16 protein-coding genes and 1 tRNA gene are annotated in these 17,152 nt (G+C 38.0%); 10 read left to right on the forward strand and 7 right to left on the reverse strand.

Features of this window, described 5'->3' with window-relative positions; all coding sequences use genetic code 11:
• The first annotated feature begins 22 nt into the window (after positions 1–22).
• Complete coding sequence (locus tag ACYVJ6_RS10685) at positions 23–556, forward strand: hypothetical protein (protein ID WP_460694052.1); 534 nt, start codon at positions 23–25, stop codon at positions 554–556.
• An 87-nt stretch (positions 557–643) separates the two neighbouring features.
• On the opposite strand, the gene tamL is transcribed toward ACYVJ6_RS10685, so the two are convergent.
• Positions 644–3,037 carry a translocation and assembly module lipoprotein TamL gene (gene tamL / locus ACYVJ6_RS10690; RefSeq protein WP_460694053.1) on the reverse strand — a complete coding sequence of 798 codons (2,394 nt, stop codon included), beginning with the start codon at positions 3,035–3,037 and terminating at the stop codon, positions 644–646.
• Between tamL and ACYVJ6_RS10695 the strand changes: the two genes are divergently transcribed.
• From ACYVJ6_RS10695 to ACYVJ6_RS10705, 3 genes are all read left to right on the forward strand, one after another.
• Positions 3,028–3,783, forward strand: coding sequence for a TrmH family RNA methyltransferase (locus tag ACYVJ6_RS10695; RefSeq protein WP_460694054.1), 756 nt, complete (start codon positions 3,028–3,030; stop codon positions 3,781–3,783). The genes tamL and ACYVJ6_RS10695 overlap by 10 nt on opposite strands.
• A 30-nt stretch (positions 3,784–3,813) precedes the next feature.
• A tRNA-Cys gene (locus tag ACYVJ6_RS10700) sits at positions 3,814–3,884 on the forward strand.
• Positions 3,885–3,914: 30 nt separating this feature from the next.
• Positions 3,915–4,088 carry a spore protein gene (locus ACYVJ6_RS10705; protein WP_460694055.1) on the forward strand — a complete coding sequence of 58 codons (174 nt, stop codon included), beginning with the start codon at positions 3,915–3,917 and terminating at the stop codon, positions 4,086–4,088.
• A 166-nt stretch (positions 4,089–4,254) separates the two neighbouring features.
• Here ACYVJ6_RS10705 and ACYVJ6_RS10710 read toward each other — a convergent pair whose 3' ends face one another.
• On the reverse strand, positions 4,255–5,292 hold the full coding sequence (locus tag ACYVJ6_RS10710) for a quinone-dependent dihydroorotate dehydrogenase (RefSeq protein ID WP_460694056.1): 1,038 nt from the start codon (positions 5,290–5,292) through the stop codon (positions 4,255–4,257).
• A 182-nt stretch (positions 5,293–5,474) separates the two neighbouring features.
• Between ACYVJ6_RS10710 and ACYVJ6_RS10715 the strand changes: the two genes are divergently transcribed.
• The 3 genes from ACYVJ6_RS10715 (at position 5,475) to abc-f (ending at position 8,526) form a co-directional block, all read left to right on the forward strand.
• Complete coding sequence (locus ACYVJ6_RS10715; protein WP_460694057.1) at positions 5,475–6,233, forward strand: SGNH/GDSL hydrolase family protein; 759 nt, start codon at positions 5,475–5,477, stop codon at positions 6,231–6,233.
• A gap of 37 nt (positions 6,234–6,270) precedes the next feature.
• Positions 6,271–6,546, forward strand: a complete 276-nt coding sequence (locus ACYVJ6_RS10720) for a hypothetical protein (RefSeq protein WP_460694058.1) — start codon at positions 6,271–6,273, stop codon at positions 6,544–6,546.
• Between the two features lie 66 nt (positions 6,547–6,612).
• Positions 6,613–8,526 (forward strand): ribosomal protection-like ABC-F family protein, encoded by a 1,914-nt coding sequence (gene abc-f / locus ACYVJ6_RS10725; protein ID WP_460694059.1) that lies wholly within the window; start codon positions 6,613–6,615, stop codon positions 8,524–8,526.
• An 80-nt stretch (positions 8,527–8,606) separates the two neighbouring features.
• On the opposite strand, the gene ACYVJ6_RS10730 is transcribed toward abc-f, so the two are convergent.
• The 5 genes from ACYVJ6_RS10730 to ACYVJ6_RS10750 all read right to left on the reverse strand — a co-directional run bounded on the left by ACYVJ6_RS10730 (position 8,607) and on the right by ACYVJ6_RS10750 (position 13,305).
• Positions 8,607–9,797, reverse strand: a complete 1,191-nt coding sequence (locus ACYVJ6_RS10730) for a phosphoglycerate kinase (RefSeq protein ID WP_460694060.1) — start codon at positions 9,795–9,797, stop codon at positions 8,607–8,609.
• Between the two features lie 88 nt (positions 9,798–9,885).
• Positions 9,886–10,320 carry a GNAT family N-acetyltransferase gene (locus ACYVJ6_RS10735; RefSeq protein ID WP_460694061.1) on the reverse strand — a complete coding sequence of 145 codons (435 nt, stop codon included), beginning with the start codon at positions 10,318–10,320 and terminating at the stop codon, positions 9,886–9,888.
• A complete protein-coding gene (gene gap / locus ACYVJ6_RS10740) occupies positions 10,317–11,312 on the reverse strand; it encodes a type I glyceraldehyde-3-phosphate dehydrogenase (RefSeq protein ID WP_460694062.1) in 996 nt (331 codons plus the stop codon). The genes ACYVJ6_RS10735 and gap overlap by 4 nt, the downstream gene beginning before the upstream one ends.
• Before the next feature lie 80 nt (positions 11,313–11,392).
• Positions 11,393–12,496, reverse strand: a complete 1,104-nt coding sequence (locus ACYVJ6_RS10745; RefSeq protein WP_460694063.1) for an MraY family glycosyltransferase — start codon at positions 12,494–12,496, stop codon at positions 11,393–11,395.
• Positions 12,497–12,558: 62 nt separating this feature from the next.
• The gene (locus tag ACYVJ6_RS10750; RefSeq protein ID WP_460694064.1) at positions 12,559–13,305 is read right to left on the reverse strand and encodes a glycosyltransferase family 2 protein; all 747 of its coding nucleotides are present in this window, start codon (positions 13,303–13,305) and stop codon (positions 12,559–12,561) included.
• 74 nt (positions 13,306–13,379) lie between these two features.
• On the opposite strand from ACYVJ6_RS10750, the gene ACYVJ6_RS10755 reads away from it, so the two are divergent.
• The 3 genes from ACYVJ6_RS10755 to ACYVJ6_RS10765 are packed head-to-tail and all read left to right on the forward strand — an operon-like array spanning position 13,380 to position 17,122.
• On the forward strand, positions 13,380–14,189 hold the full coding sequence (locus ACYVJ6_RS10755; RefSeq protein WP_460694065.1) for a polysaccharide biosynthesis/export family protein: 810 nt from the start codon (positions 13,380–13,382) through the stop codon (positions 14,187–14,189).
• The gene (locus ACYVJ6_RS10760) at positions 14,189–16,600 is read left to right on the forward strand and encodes a GumC family protein (RefSeq protein ID WP_460694066.1); all 2,412 of its coding nucleotides are present in this window, start codon (positions 14,189–14,191) and stop codon (positions 16,598–16,600) included. Before ACYVJ6_RS10755 ends, ACYVJ6_RS10760 begins: the two co-directional genes overlap by 1 nt.
• A gap of 18 nt (positions 16,601–16,618) precedes the next feature.
• A complete protein-coding gene (locus tag ACYVJ6_RS10765; protein WP_460694067.1) occupies positions 16,619–17,122 on the forward strand; it encodes a UpxY family transcription antiterminator in 504 nt (167 codons plus the stop codon).
• Positions 17,123–17,152 lie beyond the last annotated feature (30 nt).

Consider the following 17,152-nt stretch of genomic DNA (forward strand, 5'->3'; position numbering starts at 1 on the left):
CTTAATGCCTAACATATATATAATGAAAAGGATATTATTAAGTTGCCTATTACCACTATTTATAACTACAACTGCTTTTGCCGATACTATATCGGTTGACCGTTTTGTAGTTAAAGAAAATCCTTTTGCCGAAAATGAAATTGCTATAGTAGCTGTTGATTCTGCTGAAAATATCCGCGAAAGCGTAAATGGGGTATTCAACTTTACATTGAATGGTTTTAAGCAGGATTTAGTGTTTGATAAAGGCACGGCCTTTTACCGCCAAAAGCTGGATAAATCAAGCTTTTTATATGTTAAACACATTAATGAGAGTGGCACCCATTCGGTATTATATTACGTTTACAAGCATAGCGGCAAAATAACCCCCATCCGTATTAGCTGGATATTATTAATAGCCATACCCATTGGTTTGATACTATTGGGCTATATATTTAAGCGCTTTATTATAATAGCCGCTGTAATATTTTGCATCTTCCTATACTTTAACCATCATAATGGTTTAAGCATACCTACCTTTTTTGAAAGCATATTTGATGGCTTGAGGGGGCTATTTTAGATGTGCAGATATGCAAATAATCAAAATTGTCAGTATACCAACCGATTGACAGTCATTTGCACATCTTCGCATTTACATATCTGCACATTAAAACGGCATTCCAATACCAAAGTTTAATTGCATAAAGTTATAACTATCGCCCCTGAGTTGGCCGGTTTCCGGATCTGTACCGGTACTGTTTGCTATTTTGTAAGCATTTTTAAACGCGCCGTCTCTAAACAATTCATTTCCGTGTTTAAGCAATACCCATTGGTCTGCTCCCCTGAACTGCGGATCTTTAAATTTAAACGCAGCATCCAGCCTGAATACAAAGAAACCAAGGTCGAACCTTAAGCCTGTGCCTATACCTATTGCTGTTGATTGCAAAATATTATTAAACTTGAATTCGCCGCCCGGATTTTCTGGTTGCTCTTTTAAACGCCAAATATTACCGGCATCCATAAAAACAGCTCCGCGTAATATGGTACCCAAAAAATTATTAGATATTTTATAGCGATACTCGGCATTCACTACAAATTTTACCTCTCCAAACTGGTCAAGGTATTTTAAACGACCACGTATATTATCCGCTGCCGCATCGGTACCATAGCTTGCACGGTTAAACTGACCCGGCCCAAGTGTACGTGGTAACCATGCCCGCATATCATTAGCACCACCGGCATAAAAGTTTTTCTCAAAGATCAATTGGTTACTATTGCCAAAAGGTATCCCGATGCCCGGATTTACCCTAAAAACAAACTGACGGTTTCCACCTAAAAACCTATATACCCTAAAATCAATATCAGCTTTTACATATTGTGCAAATGCATATCCAAAAAAAGTACGTTGATTCAATGTATCACGGGGCGTATTTAATACATTACTTACGCCCGAAAGAAAATTACCACCTACATCAAGCGATCCTCTGAAATAAGAAAAACTACGAAAGGTACTTAACTGGTTGGCATTTACCTGGTAAGTATATTTACTACCGGTAGTGAATATAGTGCGGCCTATTAAATAAATATAGGAGTAACGATTATATTTTCTTAATGTATCAAGAGCATCGGGGTCAATAGTACCTTTTGAAAATTCAATGCTAATTGGTGTAAAACTATGCGACTTATTAGCCGTTTCAAAAAAATCATAAGTAAGTGCAGCATTAAAGCTTTTACGTTCCACCAAATCTTTTTGAAAAAATAATGAATAACTGGTGGAGAATGTGGTATGCGGCACCCCATACTTGCCGGGTTTTGCAAAATTAAAAGGCGTAATAATACGTGGATAAATTAAGTTGGCACCTATTTTAAACTCCTGGTTTTCTACACCGCCGCCGGTACCACCTCCAACATTGTATAGCACACTGGCATTAAACTTTAATTGCAATATGGCAGCGTCTTTAAATATATTACGGTGGGTAAATGTATTACCCAGGTTATAACCATAACGACCCGCGGTAAATAAAAACTCACCCTCCACACGGTCTGACATTTGCTTTAATGGAACTATGTCAATTCTTGTGTCCAGCCGGTTTGTGCTATCGGCAGTTTTAGTATAGGTTGGATTGGGTACGTTTCTGAAAACGTTTAACTCTGATAACCTTGCTGTAGTTAATGTTTGATTATCAACATTAAATAATTCTCCCTTTTTCTGAAAAACATAATCAGTAACCACACGCGGCCTAAACTTGCCCGAATAATCAACAAACCTAAACTGTGAATCAACCTGTATAGTATCCACCTTAGTACGCGGAATTCTCCCATTACTGAGGGCTATAGTAATTAATGTATTGTTTATAGTATAAACCGGGTGTTGGGACTTATCTGGCGGGTTACTAATAATGGTTTTTATATCAGCTACACTGCTATTGTAATTAGTATCATATCTAAATTTCATGTCCTTCCTGGAAAATTCAAAGTACCCGTTACGTTTCATCACTTGATAAAATTCGTCCCTATCATAAGCTGAACTATCCGCGTCAAGGCGGCCACCCGGCTGTACATGCGAAAGGGAGCGACGATAGGTTTGATATAAATAGGCTACCTTTTTATCGGGTATGCTATCATCCAGCTTGCGGAACCTAAACATTGGGCCCTGAATGGTGTTGAATACTAACTCGGCCTTTTTCTTTTTTATAATTATACTATCAGTAACCTTAGCCTTTAAATAGCCTTTACTTTGTATAAATTTTTCTATCTGGAAACGCGAAAACTCAACCAGGTTACTATCTAAAATAGCAGGCGGTTCGCCTATATTTTTTTTGCCATTTTTACTAAACATATAGTAAAACTGCAGATTCAGGATGTTGTTAGGCTGTTGTTCTTTATCTACATAATTTAATGCAGCTTCTTCAAATTCCTCATCCATTCCATTTATAGTTATTTTACGTACTAACGACTCATTTTCCTTCAGCTTGCGGGTAATACTACAGGCCGAAACTATAAAAACCAGCAAAATACTTAATATTGCAAAGCGGAAATTATTCAGTGTATATGCTTTCAAAATCTCAAATCAGTTTATTACAGTCCTTACAACATAAAAAATTCCGTAGGGAGCATGCTGCTTTTTTGGTTGAAGGCTATAAATCTGTTATCGAATTTATAAATTCGGCCTACCAGATAGAAGCTGTTTACCATACAGCAGCAATTGCCCCAAAATTGCTCAATTTATCGCAGAAAATAAATTTTGAGGAAATTTCATCAAAATCCATCGAAAAGGTAAGCAGTTTAACAACCCCTCAACACGTTATTGCACTGGTTAAAATACCCCAATGGCCCGCTATACAATACAGTACATTACAAAAAAAGTTTTCATTAGTATTAGATGGCATACAAGATCCGGGTAATATGGGCACTATAATACGTACTGCCGACTGGTTTGGAATAGACCACATCATATGCTCTGAAGACTGTGTAGATGTATATAACCCTAAGGTAGTACAGGCTACGATGGGCTCGCTGTCGCGGATAAATGTGCATTATACCGACATTGCTGATGTATTGAGCAATATTAAACTACCCGTATTCGGCGCCCTGCTAAACGGAGAAAATATTTACACCACCAATTTTGGCACAGAAGGTTTGATAGTTATGGGTAATGAAGGCAACGGTTTGCGCCCTGAAATTACCACCCTGGTTAACAAAGCGGTTACCATACCACGCATAGGTAAAGCCGAGTCATTAAATGTGGCTATAGCCACAGCTATATTCTGTTCAGAAATAAACAGAAATAATGTTGGCAGGCAATAAATAATTGCTATTTTTGCAATCCTTAAAAATGGTCGGGTGGCCGAGTGGCTAGGCAGAGGTCTGCAAAACCTTTTACAGCGGTTCGAATCCGCTCCCGACCTCGAGGTTTAAAACATTAAAAAAACAAAGTCATGGGCGTAACACGTTTAAAAAGAAAAGATAGAAGAAACAAAACCACTTCAAGATTAGAAGTTCAGTTTTTAAAAAATGCTACTAACCTGGAGCCGGGAAGCCGTTCTGCAGAGAAAAAAGGCAACCAAATAGCTAAAAACAACGAAGTTTTAGCTAAGGTAGCCGGTAAGTAATTTTAATAAATTTCAAGTCCAAAAATCCTGTTGGTTTTAAACCGACAGGATTTTTTTATGGGGCAGATTTTGTCAGAACCATGATTTTTAGGATTAAATGATTGTAGGATTCTTATAAAATCGCCTAATAGTATCAAGGCCGTCCTTAAATCTAACTAATCATGGTTCAGACCAGCCTTTTATTGATCCTTTTGATCAACCCCGGACCCTCATAAATAAACCCAGTATATAGCTGAACAAGTGATGCGCCGGCATTTAATTTATCAATAGCATCCTGCGGCGAGTGTATACCCCCTACACCTATTATGGGGAAAGCCCCTTTTGATCTTTGGGCTATATATTTAATTACTTCTGTGGCGTGTTTGGTCAATGGTTTTCCGCTTAAGCCACCGGCCTCATTTTTAACCGGGCCCTCGGTTACTAAACCATCACGGCTAATGGTGGTATTGGTAGCTATAACACCTGCTATTTTGCTCTCGGTTACTATTTCTACAATATCGTCTAATTGCTCAATAGTGAGGTCTGGCGCTATTTTTAATAAGATAGGCCTGCTTATCCCGTTTTTTGAATTGCGTTGCTGTAGCGTGTTTAATAGCTGCATCAGCGGCTCTTTTTCCTGCAACTCGCGTAAGCCGGGCGTATTGGGCGAACTTACGTTTACCACAAAATAATCAACCACATCAAACAGGCGGTCAAAACACTTAATATAATCGCTTGCCGCATCTTCATTAGGGGTTACTTTATTTTTGCCAATATTGCCTCCAATTATTACTCCTTCCTGTTCTTTAGGTCGGTTTTTACGATATGCCGCAATATGCTCTGCCACTACATCAACGCCCAAATTATTAAAACCCATTCGGTTAATTAAAGCACTATCGGCAGGTAAGCGGAACATGCGTGGTTTAGGATTCCCGGGCTGTGGCAAGGGGGTAACTGTACCCACTTCAATAAAACCAAAACCCATGTTAGCCATTTCGCTTATCATTTCGCCGTTTTTGTCAAAACCGGCAGCTAAACCAACCGGATTTTTAAACTGCAGGCTAAATACTTCCCGCTCTAACGAGGCATCTTTTACATCCCACAAGGCACGACTTAAAGTAGCACCACCCGGAAAACGGTTAAAGCATTTAAGATTACGGGTTACAAAATAATGCACCTTTTCAGGATCGAATTGAAATAGTATGGGTTTTATAAGCGAATACATAAGGCGAAGTTAGGTTTTTTGGTTCATGGTTCATAGCTGATAGTTCATAGCAGTGTAGTAGTGCGATGAATTTATTTAACATAAAATAATAACTATATTAGCATACCTAAGTTTATGAAACCAATTCTGACAGCTATCAGGACCATGAACCATGATCTATAAACCATGAACAACCAATAACTATGAGCTTAACTAACAATCGCCGTAATTTTATTAAAACCGCAGCTATAGGTACGCTTGCCAGTATCAGCATACCACAAATAGCGGCATCAGCTTTTGCATCGGCAAAAGGCAAAAAAATAAGTATCAACAAAAACGATATTATTTTATTGCAGGGTGATTCAATTACCGATAGCGGGCGCAGTAAAACAGCCACCGAACCCAACAGCACCCGGGCTTTGGGTAACGGTTATGCATTAGATGTGGCAAGCAATCTTTTATTAAAATACCCGGAAAAAGAACTAAAGTTTTTTAACAAAGGCATTAGCGGCAACAAAGTTTACCAACTGGCCGAACGCTGGGAGGCAGATTGTATTGAATTAAAGCCTAACATTTTAAGCATACATATTGGCGTTAACGATTTTTGGCACACATTAACCAACGGCTACAAAGGCACGCTGCAAACCTATATTGACGATTATAAAAAGCTATTAGACTCCACCCAACGTTTATTGCCTAATGTTAAGCTTATCATCTGCGAGCCGTTTGCGGTATTAGGTGTAAGATCTGTGGATGAAAAGTGGTATCCTACTTTTGACCTGTTTAGAAAAGCGGCAAGCGATATTGCCGACCAATACGATGCCCCTTTTGTACCCTACCAGGCGGCTTTTGATAAAGCATTAAAACTGGCTCCTCCTATTTACTGGACCGTAGACGGCGTACACCCATCAGTTGCAGGCGCAGCTTTGATGGCGCAGACGTGGTTGGGGGTGATTAAATAGTGATTAGAGATTGGTTAATTAGTGATTAGTAATTTCGATGGATAATAAACCATTCCCTTTTAAAAAGATTTTTTGGGCATTTGTCTTCTTATTTACACCTGTTACAATATTAAGTAGCTTATTAGCACTTTTTAATGTTGTTCCTGTAGATTTTAATGGCACTCCTCGATATGGGTTTGAAGGTTTTATTACTCCAATTTTATACTTGCCATTTGCGATTTTAATGATGAGTGCATTAATTTGGTTAATGTTAAATTTTGGGAATTGGCTGCGTGTAAAATTTTCAGATTTAAATAATAAAGGAAACAACTAATCTCTAATCCCAATTAACTAATCTCTATTTTAAGCTCCGCTTAAAAAGCGTATCTTTGCGCCCGAAATGATTGCTATTAATAACCTTACGTTTGAGATTGGTGCGCGGGCCCTTTATGATGAAGCCAACTGGCACATTAAACCCGGAGAAAAAATAGGCCTTATAGGGGCCAACGGTACCGGGAAAACCACCCTCCTTAAAATTATTACAGGCGAATATACGCCTACATCAGGTACCATATCAATGGCTAAGGACCTTACTATGGGTTACCTTAACCAGGATCTGTTATCCTACTCATCTGACCAAAATATTGTGCATGTAGCCATGGAAGCTTTTGAGCGCCAAAACCAACTGCATGATGAAATAGAGGTTTTGCTAAAGAAGATTGAAACTGATTATAGCGAAGAACTTTTAAATAAATTAAGCGACAAGCAGCACGAATTTGAGTTGCTTGATGGTTATAATATAGAGTACAAAGCACGCGAAATTTTAGCCGGATTGGGATTTAGCGATGTGGACTGTTTCCGCAAGTTAAGCACCTTTTCGGGTGGGTGGCGCATGCGGGTTATGCTGGCCAAAATACTATTACAGGCCCCTGATATTTTGCTATTGGATGAGCCTACCAACCACCTGGATTTACCATCTATACAATGGTTGGAAGATTATTTAAAATCATTTGAGGGCGCCATTGTAATTGTATCCCACGATAGGTGGTTTTTAGATAAAGTAATTAACCGCACGGTTGAATCTCGTAAAGGAAAGCTGAATGTTTATTCGGGTAACTATACTTTCTATTTAGAAGAAAAAGCGCTTCGTGCCGAAATTCAGCGCGGTGAATTTAAAAATCAGCAATCAAAGATAAAACAGGAAGAGCGGTTAATTGAGCGTTTCCGTGCCAAGGCATCTAAAGCAAAAATGGCGCAATCGCGCATTAAAATGCTGGATAAAATGGAACGGGTGGATGATGTGGATGATGATAACCCGGAAGTTAACTTCAGTTTTAAATTTAGTAAGCAATCGGGTCGCCACGTATGTACTTTAGAACATATTACTAAAAAATATCCTACAATTGATATTTTGGATAATGCTGAAGCGATTATAGAAAAAGGTGATAAAATAGCCTTGATAGGCGCCAACGGTAAAGGTAAATCAACCCTATTGCGTATTGTTGCAGGCGCCGATAAAGAGTTTGAAGGCACAGCTATTACCGGCCATAATGTTACCCAAACTTTCTTTGCGCAGCACCAGTTGGAGAGCCTGCATTTAGAGAACCAGATATTACAGGAACTTCAGGCATTTGCCCCAAAACATACCGATACCGAGTTACGCTCTATATTAGGATCATTCCTGTTCACCGGTGATGATGTGTTTAAAAAGATCAAAGTATTGTCGGGTGGTGAAAAATCGCGTGTGGCTTTAGCAAAAGCTTTAACTGCTGATGCTAATTTCCTGGTACTTGATGAGCCTACCAATCACCTGGATATGGCGTCGGTTAATATATTGATACAGGCATTGCAACAATACGAAGGCACATTAATAGTGGTATCGCACGACAGGCATTTCCTGGATAATGTAGCCAACAAAATATGGTTTATTGAGGACCAAAAAATAAAGGTTTACCCGGGCACTTATGCCGAGTATGATGTTTGGAACGCCAAACGTAAACTTGACCCAAGGCAAGCCGCCATGCCACCAAAAAAGGAAGAGAAAAAACCTGCGCCTGTAAAAGAAATATCCGAAAATAAGTTTCAACAGCTTAAAAAACTAAACCAGGACCTGGCTAAGTTAGAAGAGCAGGCATCAGTTATTGAAGGGGAAGTAAAAGCGTTGAGCGAAAAACTGTCTGAACAGGATATCTATTTGGATGCTGTTAACGTTAAAAAAACAAAAGCAGCTTACAGCGAAAAACAAGATGAACTAAAGGAAGTGCAAAAACAATGGGAAACTCTTGCCGAACAGATCATGGAGTTAGAAGCTTAGTATATCTATATTTTGAGTAGTCCTGAAATAGGTTGACTAAAATTAGTCAACTTTTTTCAGGACGGGACACAGATTTTCTTTTATTCATTTATAGCTTTTACGCCCGGTAGCTCTTTACCCTCCATATACTCTAACAACGCACCGCCACCTGTTGACACATAGCTAACATCATCTGTCAAATTAAATTTAGATACTGCTGCTGCAGAATCGCCACCACCAATAAGCGAAAACGCGCCTTTTTTAGTCGCCTTAACCACTGCGTCGGCAATTGCTTTAGTACCTACCAGGAATTTTTCCATTTCAAAAACACCCATTGGGCCATTCCATAATATGGTTTTTGATTCGGCAACTACTTTGCTAAATAACGCTACTGTTTCAGGGCCAATATCTAATCCCATCCAGCCATCGGGTATTTCACCTGTTTTAGCGGTATTGGTATTGGCATCATTTGAAAACGCGTCAGCTATAACATTATCTACCGGCAATAATAAATTAACGCCTTTATCTTTTGCTTTTTGTACCAGGCTAAGCGCCAGGTCCAGCTTATCTAACTCCACTAATGATGTACCTATGTTGCCACCGTTGGCTTTAGCAAAAGTATAAGCCATACCACCGCCTATGATCAGGTTATCAACCTTATCCAATAACTTTTCAATCAGCTCAATCTTATCCGATACTTTTGAACCGCCCATGATAGCCGTAAAAGGTTTTTCTGCATGATTCAATATTTTCTCGGCGTTAGCCAGCTCCGCGCCCATTACATAGCCAAAGTACTTGGCATCCGGGAAAAACTGGGCTATAATAGCTGTTGAAGCGTGTGCACGATGAGCTGTACCAAAAGCGTCATTTACATATATATCGCCTAATTTTGATAGCTTTTCGGCAAAGGCTTTGTCACCCTTCTCCTCTTCTTTGTAAAAGCGAAGATTTTCTAATAACAATACCTGCCCGTCTTTTAAAGCCTTCGCCTTATTAATGGCTTCCTCGCCAATACAATCATTAGCAAAATCAACCGATTGGCCCAACAGATCAGACAAGTGCTTTACCACATGCTTCAAAGAATATTTTTCTGTTGGGCCATCTTTTGGCCTGCCCAGGTGCGACATTAATATCACCGCGCCACCATCTTTTAAAATCTTTTTTATGGTTGGTAACGCAGCAGTGATACGGTTGTCGTCGGTAATGTTGTAATCATCATCCAAAGGAACGTTAAAATCAACCCTTATTAATGCTTTTTTACCCGAAAAATTTATCTGATCTATAGTTTTCATATTACTTTTATACATGTGGAATTAGGCTGCAAATTGAGCAAATTATTCTAAAATTTGAACATATAAATTCAATTAGCAGTTTGTGTATCTACTGGATTTTAACATACATCACATGGTGCGGACCAATATTGGGCACATCAAATTCATCGGAAATAATTTCGAACCCGGTATTGTGATAAAACTGCAAAGCTACTTTACGGGCATTGCACCACAGGTAATTTACTTTTTGCCCCCTTAAATACACAATAGCAAAGTTAAGTAGCTGGTTACCCAGGCCCTGTCCCTGGTATTTTTCAATTGTGGCCATCCCGCGTAACTGATATCCTACCCCTTCAAAATCACCATATCCCTGCTGATGAAAGGAGGCTATGGTTGCTAACTCATCGCCCACATAATAACCCAGATGAAATATACTATCTAATTTATCTGAGGGGAATATGCATTCATTGGGGGTTAATTTTCCATTTCGTAATACTTCGTTACGTATAGGCAGTAAATCTTCAAGCGCGATGAATTTTATCATTTAAGCAGGCTTATTTTTTCAACAAGATCGGCTAAACGGCTGGAGTATCCTACCTCGTTATCGTACCAGCCAACCACTTTTACCAGATCGCCTACTATTGATGTTAGCTGGGCATCAAAAATACAGCTATGGGTATTACCAATTATATCTGCCGATACAATAGGGTCATTTGTATACTCTAATACATGCTGCATAGCACCATTAGCGGCGGTTTTAAAAGCCCGATTGATCTCTTCTACTGTTGGCAGCATTTTCAATGTACAGGTAAAATCTGTTAATGATCCATTTAAAACGGGTACACGTATACCTGCCCCACCCAGTTTACCATCTAAATGTGGGAATATGGCGGTAATAGCTTTTGCTGCACCTGTTGTGGTTGGGATAATAGACGCCGATGCGGCCCTGGCACGGCGCAGATCTTTATGTGGCGCGTCATGCAAACTTTGGTCACCCGTCATGGAGTGCACGGTAGTTATATAGCCATTTACAATCCCCCAGTTATCATCCATTATCTTCACCATAGTAGCAACATTGTTAGTGGTACATGATGCGTTAGATAGGATAGATGAGCGCAGATCGACCATACCGTCATTAACACCTAAAACTACTGTGGGCATATCCCTATCAATAGCAGGGGCCGATATGATAACTTGCTTAGCTCCCGCATCCAGATGTTGTTGGGCTGCTTGTCGCGAAGCAAACTTACCGGTTGATTCAATTACCAGGTCAATATCCAGATCTTTCCAGGGTAAATCATTTGGATTTTTTTGAGCCAACACCTTTATTTTTTGACGATTGATGCTGAGGTAATCCAGATCAAAATCAACAGTACCATTAAAGCCGCGATGTACAGAATCGTACTTAAATAAATGGGCTAATGTAGCAGTATCCGTTAAATCATTTATAGCTATTACCTGTATACCGGGCTTAGCTAAAATGCTTCTTAAAAATATACGGCCTATACGGCCAAATCCGTTTATTGCTATTCTCATTACAAGGCAAATTTACTAAAAATAGCAGGCGTATAATATCTATAAAGATATTATGAGTTATAAATTACTTTTGGAAATTGCTAAACAAACAAATTGCGCAATGCGTGACTGTGGCGTTCTTTAGAACGAAGAAGAAATGTTAGTGCCCAGTTAAATAGCAAACACACTCCGAAAATTGCAATTACTAATACGTAATTTCCGTAAGTATTAAATGTTAACACCAAAATGGTAGCAACGATGTTTAAGCCTGCCAATATAACGGTAGCTTGCAAATGAGTTAGCCCTAATTGTAACATACGATGGTGAATGTGATTACGATCGGCTGTAAAGGGCGGTATTCCGTTTATTGCACGTATAAAAAACACTCTTAATGCATCAAAAATTGGCCCTATTAATATGGCTACTGCTACTGCCGGGGCCGAATAAACATCAGGCACTCTTGCATCGTCAACCCTATTAAGCTCAATAAATTTAATAGCTAAAACAACTGATATTAAACCAATTATTAATGAACCTGAATCGCCCATAAATATTTTGGCGGGAGTAATGTTAAACTTTAAAAAACCAAGAATTGCACCAACTGCAGCTAATGCAACAATGGCCAACTCATACTCCTTAATATAAATAAACAGACCTGCAAATGTGCCATTAACTATAATACCTGTTGTAGCTGCCAGCCCGTCAATGCCGTCAATCAAATTAAAAGCATTAACAAGCAGCATTATAACTAAAATTGAAAGTGTGATGCTAGCTACATAAGGCAAGTCAAACACACCAAATATGCCATACATACTGGTTAAACGTATATCACCTAACACAACCAATATTAAACCAACTATAAACTGTATTAAAAACTTAGTACTTGAATTTACGCCTGACAGATCATCTTTTAACCCCATTGCAAATAAAACGATTGATGATATCAATAAATAGCTGATAGGGGTTGTTTGGTTGATCATACTATACACCAGTATAGTAATATTAAAGCTTATAAAAATGGCTACTCCTCCTAAGCGTGGTATACCGTGGTCATGCTGCTTTCTGAAATGTCCTAGATCATCGTATAAATGCCTTGCCCGGGCAACATGCAAAATAGACGGGATTGCCAGTACGGTTATCAACGCCGAAAAACAAACAATAAATATGTAGTATACTAAATGATGTGTATATAAAAATTCAGGCATACCGTTAAATAGTTTAAATATATCTATTTATACTTATAAAGTATTTATTTAGTTGCATTTTTTTAAAAGTATTGCACAACTTTTCGGAGTGGTTTTAAAACTATGGTAACCAGTGGAAATAAAACCCCATTTTTTCTCATTGCCTTGTAGTCAAATATCCACGCTTTATACCTATTTGCAAGGGCTTTATTACTTGCCCCACCCAAACTCATTTTAATTATGGTTTTATTTAAATAATATGTACTTATTTTATTTAAATGTATAAACCTCAACATTAATTCATAATCAGCTGCTGTACCATATTGCAAATTATATGCCCCTAATTGTTCAAATAATAATCGTTTACAATAAAACGTAGGATGCGGTGGCATCCATCCCCAATTAAATAAGCCTTCCGTATACGCACCTGACCTCCATTTACGAATTATTTTTCCTTTCAGATCTATATAATCTAAATTTCCGTATACAATATCAGTTTTATTTTGTTCAAAAGTTTTGGCTATGTGGTTAAGTACTTCATTATCAGCAAAAAAGTCGTCTGAATTTAATGTGCCTACTATATCGCCTGTTGCTAGCTTGATGCCTTTATTCATAGCATCATAAATACCTTTATCAGTTTCTGATAAAAAAATAGATATATATGGCTTATATTGTTCAATAATTTGAAGTGTACCATCAGTTGAGCCACCATCAATTATGATATACTCAATATTGGTATAGTTTTGTGCAAGCACAGATTCGATACAACGTTTAATGCTGCTTTGAGCATTATAAACGACGGTTATCAAAGATATTTTTAAATTATGCACTTGTTAAAAAATAGATTAATAATATACTGCAAAATACGTAGTTTTGAATAGTTTAGCCGGATTGTAAAGAAATTATGAGGCGTACCCATATGCGAATTTTATATACAACTTATTCTATTTTAGGACTTCTACTTATTCTGGCTTCGTGTACTTACAAACATACCCAAGCAGTTACTTCAAAAAAAACGCCGGTTGCTGCGCCAATTGCTGATAGCGTGTTGATACAAAACGCAATTACAAATATAAGCAATTATCGCATTCAGCCGCAGGATGTACTACAGATAAGAAATATGCAAAACAGCAAATCTATTGCTGATTTAACGCCACTTACTTCAGCTTCTCCGGCGAGTGCCGCGACAACCACCACTCCGCAACCCGAAAATTTTTTGGTAGAAGATGATGGAACGGTAGCGTTAACAGGATTAGGGCATGTAAAAGTTGCCGGCTTAACAAGGGCCGAGGCAGGAAAATATATTGAAGATCTTTATAAAGATACACTATTAACAAACCCAATAATAGATGTAAAGATAGTTAACCTTAAAGTGACCTTACTTGGTGAAGTTAAGGTACCCGGTAATTACGCTTTAGTAAAAGACAGGAGTACTTTAATTGAGATGATTGGAACTGCCGGTGGCTTTACAGACGTAGCAGATCAGAAGGATATAAAAATTATTCGCGATACTATAGTTACTAAAATTGATTTAAATAATTTAAACTCAATTGCCGGCCAGAGAACTATTCTTCAAAATAATGATGTTATTGTTATAGCTAAAAACCAAAAAACTCTTCAAAAAGAGAACCTGCAAAATATTATAACAACAGCACAGCCTTTTTTGATTTTACTTAGTACTATATTAGTAGTGCTTTCGATCACTAAAAATTGATGGAAGAAACTGAAAAATTAAAGCAAACGTTACCTAACCAGGAGTTTGACTATTTTAAAATTGGCAAAATAGTTATAAGCCGCTGGTACTGGATAGTACTATCTGTTATTGTATGCATGATAGCTGCGAATATTTATTTGTGGTATACCCCTAAAATATTTGCCAGCGAGGGCACTATAAAACTTGAGGAAAAAAAATCAGATATATCTGATCTGGTAAACGTAATGGGAACAGAAAAAGGAGCTTCAAAAACCCAAAGCGAAATATTTGTATTACAAAGCCGCAACCTTATACTTAAGGCAGTTAAAAAGCTTGATTATCCAGTAAGTTTTTTTTCAGAGGGGACGGTGCGTACCGTTGAGCTTTATGGTGAACAAGTGAAACCTCTTAATATTAAGTTCATAAAATTTGACAGTTTAAATTTTTACAGGCCATTAATTACGTTTAAACCTGTAAATCAAAACACGTTCAATCTTACTTATTTATCAGGCGGGCGGGAAGTTAAAAAGAATTATTTTTATAACAGCCCGATAGACATAGAGGGTACAATATTCAGCATAGTTAGCCTTGAGGGTAATTATAATAAGCTTTTGTTTAAATTTAATTCTGTTGACGAACTTGCCGACAGGGCCAGGGGCGGCTTACAAATTAGCGAAAGTATAAAAAACTCAGGCATTATCGGGCTTCGGCAAACAGATTCGCACCCAAAATTTGCAGCTGATTTTTTAAATGCTTTAATGACGGAGTATTTAACCTATGACCGTGAAAATAAACAACTATCGGCCACCAGGATAATTGGTTACATAGACAAACAAGTAGATAGTATAACACCGTCCGTTCGAGGTTTGGCAGCAGACATTGGTAATTTTAAAGAATCATCACAAATAATGGATGTTAACGCATCCGCCCAATTAGAATTATCAAAAGCCGCTGAAATTGAATCAAGACGAAATGAATTACAAATGCAATTAAGTTCAATTGAACAGTTTAAAAAACAAGTAATTGCAGGAAAAGATAATGTGAGTTTGAATTTTAGTAGTGTAGAAGGGGGTAACGATGTTGCCATGAGTACATTAATTACCACTTTGAACAACCTTATTGCTGACAGGGCAACGTTATTAAAAACATACATCAGCACGTCGCAACCCATTGCTGATATTGACAACCGTATAGCACTGGTAAAAAACGATATCCTGCAAAACGTTAACCTTGCAATAATAAGTGTTCAAAAAAAGATAGAAACGTTAAATGGCCAGCTTGCACACGCTAACCAAAAAATGTATACCTTCCCACAAGCCGAGCAAAAGTTGGTAAAATTAAATCGTGATTTTGATATCAAACAAAAGGCGTATACATTTTTAGAAGAGAAAAAACTTGATGCACAAATAAGCCGTTCGGCAGTATTACCTGGCGCAAGTATTATTGAACCGGCAAAAGTTAATCCATACCAGGTATCGCCCAATGAAAGTGAAATAAAACAAACCGGTGTTGTATTAGGCTTATTATTTGGTCTTGGCTTTATTATATTGATAAGGGTACTAAATCCTTATATATACGATAAAGAAACGGTAGAAAGCTTAACCACCACTCCTATAATTGGGGTTATCCGCAAATTTCCTCAAAAACTGGATGAAAACAGTTCAGAAATATTGGTGCTTAGCCAGCCTAAATCGGTATTTGCCGAGTCGGTACGGTCTGTACGGACCAACCTGAGTTTCCTGGCCGCCGAAAAGGACCAGAAAGTAATATGTGTTACATCGGAAGTGGCAGGCGAAGGAAAATCATTTGTTGCGGTTAACCTGGCAAGTACTTTATCATTAATTGATAAAAAAATAATTTTGATTGCTGCGGATTTACGCCGATCAAAACTGCATAAAACCTTCCATGTACCCAATGATATTGGTTTAAGTAATTTCCTGGCCAATCAAAATACTATTGAAGAGATCATTATACCGACCAATCAAAGCAACCTTGATTTTATACCGTCGGGGCCGGTTCCGCCTAATCCATCAGAGTTGTTGCATACCGATAGGATGACCTTTTTAATTGATGTACTAAAACGAACTTACGATATTATTATGATAGATACCGCTCCTGTTGGTTTGGTATCCGATTCCATACCATTAATTAGGGCAAGTGATATTAATGTATTTGTTATTCGTTCAGGCAAATCTAAATTCTACGCGGCTACCATTCCGCAGCGTATATCGGCCGAGTATAATTTGAATAATAGCGTAATTGTGCTTAATGCGTTTGAGGAGGATTTATTACATTCAAGATTCTACACCACCAAATTTAGCGGCGATAACCCGGGCCATTATTATTCTGATTACACCGGTTACCAGGGTTCTGGCTATTATATTGAAGACGAGAAAAAGAAATGGTGGGATGTGAGGAATTGGTTCAGATAAAACTGCTTACTATTTTAAATGACTGCACCAATACGTAAGTGGTACCCCGTTTATACACATGCCCGTGCTGAAAAAAAAGCGTATGAGGCTTTATTAAAAAAGGGAATAGAAACCTATCTTCCACTTAACCGTCAGCTTAAACAATGGAGCGACCGTAAAAAATGGGTAGAAGAGCCGCTGATTAAATCATACCTGTTTGTTAATATTACCGACCAGGAACAAATGGAGGTACTAATGACCAAAGGTGTGGCCCGCTTTATATACTTTTCAGGAAAGATCACCCCAATGCCCACCAGCCAAATTGATGACCTTAAATTATTGATGGCTAGCCATTACGATTTGGAGGTGACAGAAGAAAACTTACAACCCGGGGAAAAGATAATTATTAAGGCCGGTCCCCTTAAAGGTTTGCAGGGCGAAATAGTTTCACATCGTTCGCAAAAACAATTATTGCTAAGGTTAGATAATATGGGGCTATCCATATTAGTGCAGGTTGCACCATCATTAATCAACAGATTTTAATTTATATAGACATATTATAGTTAAAAATTG

Source organism: Mucilaginibacter puniceus (assembly GCF_054783175.1).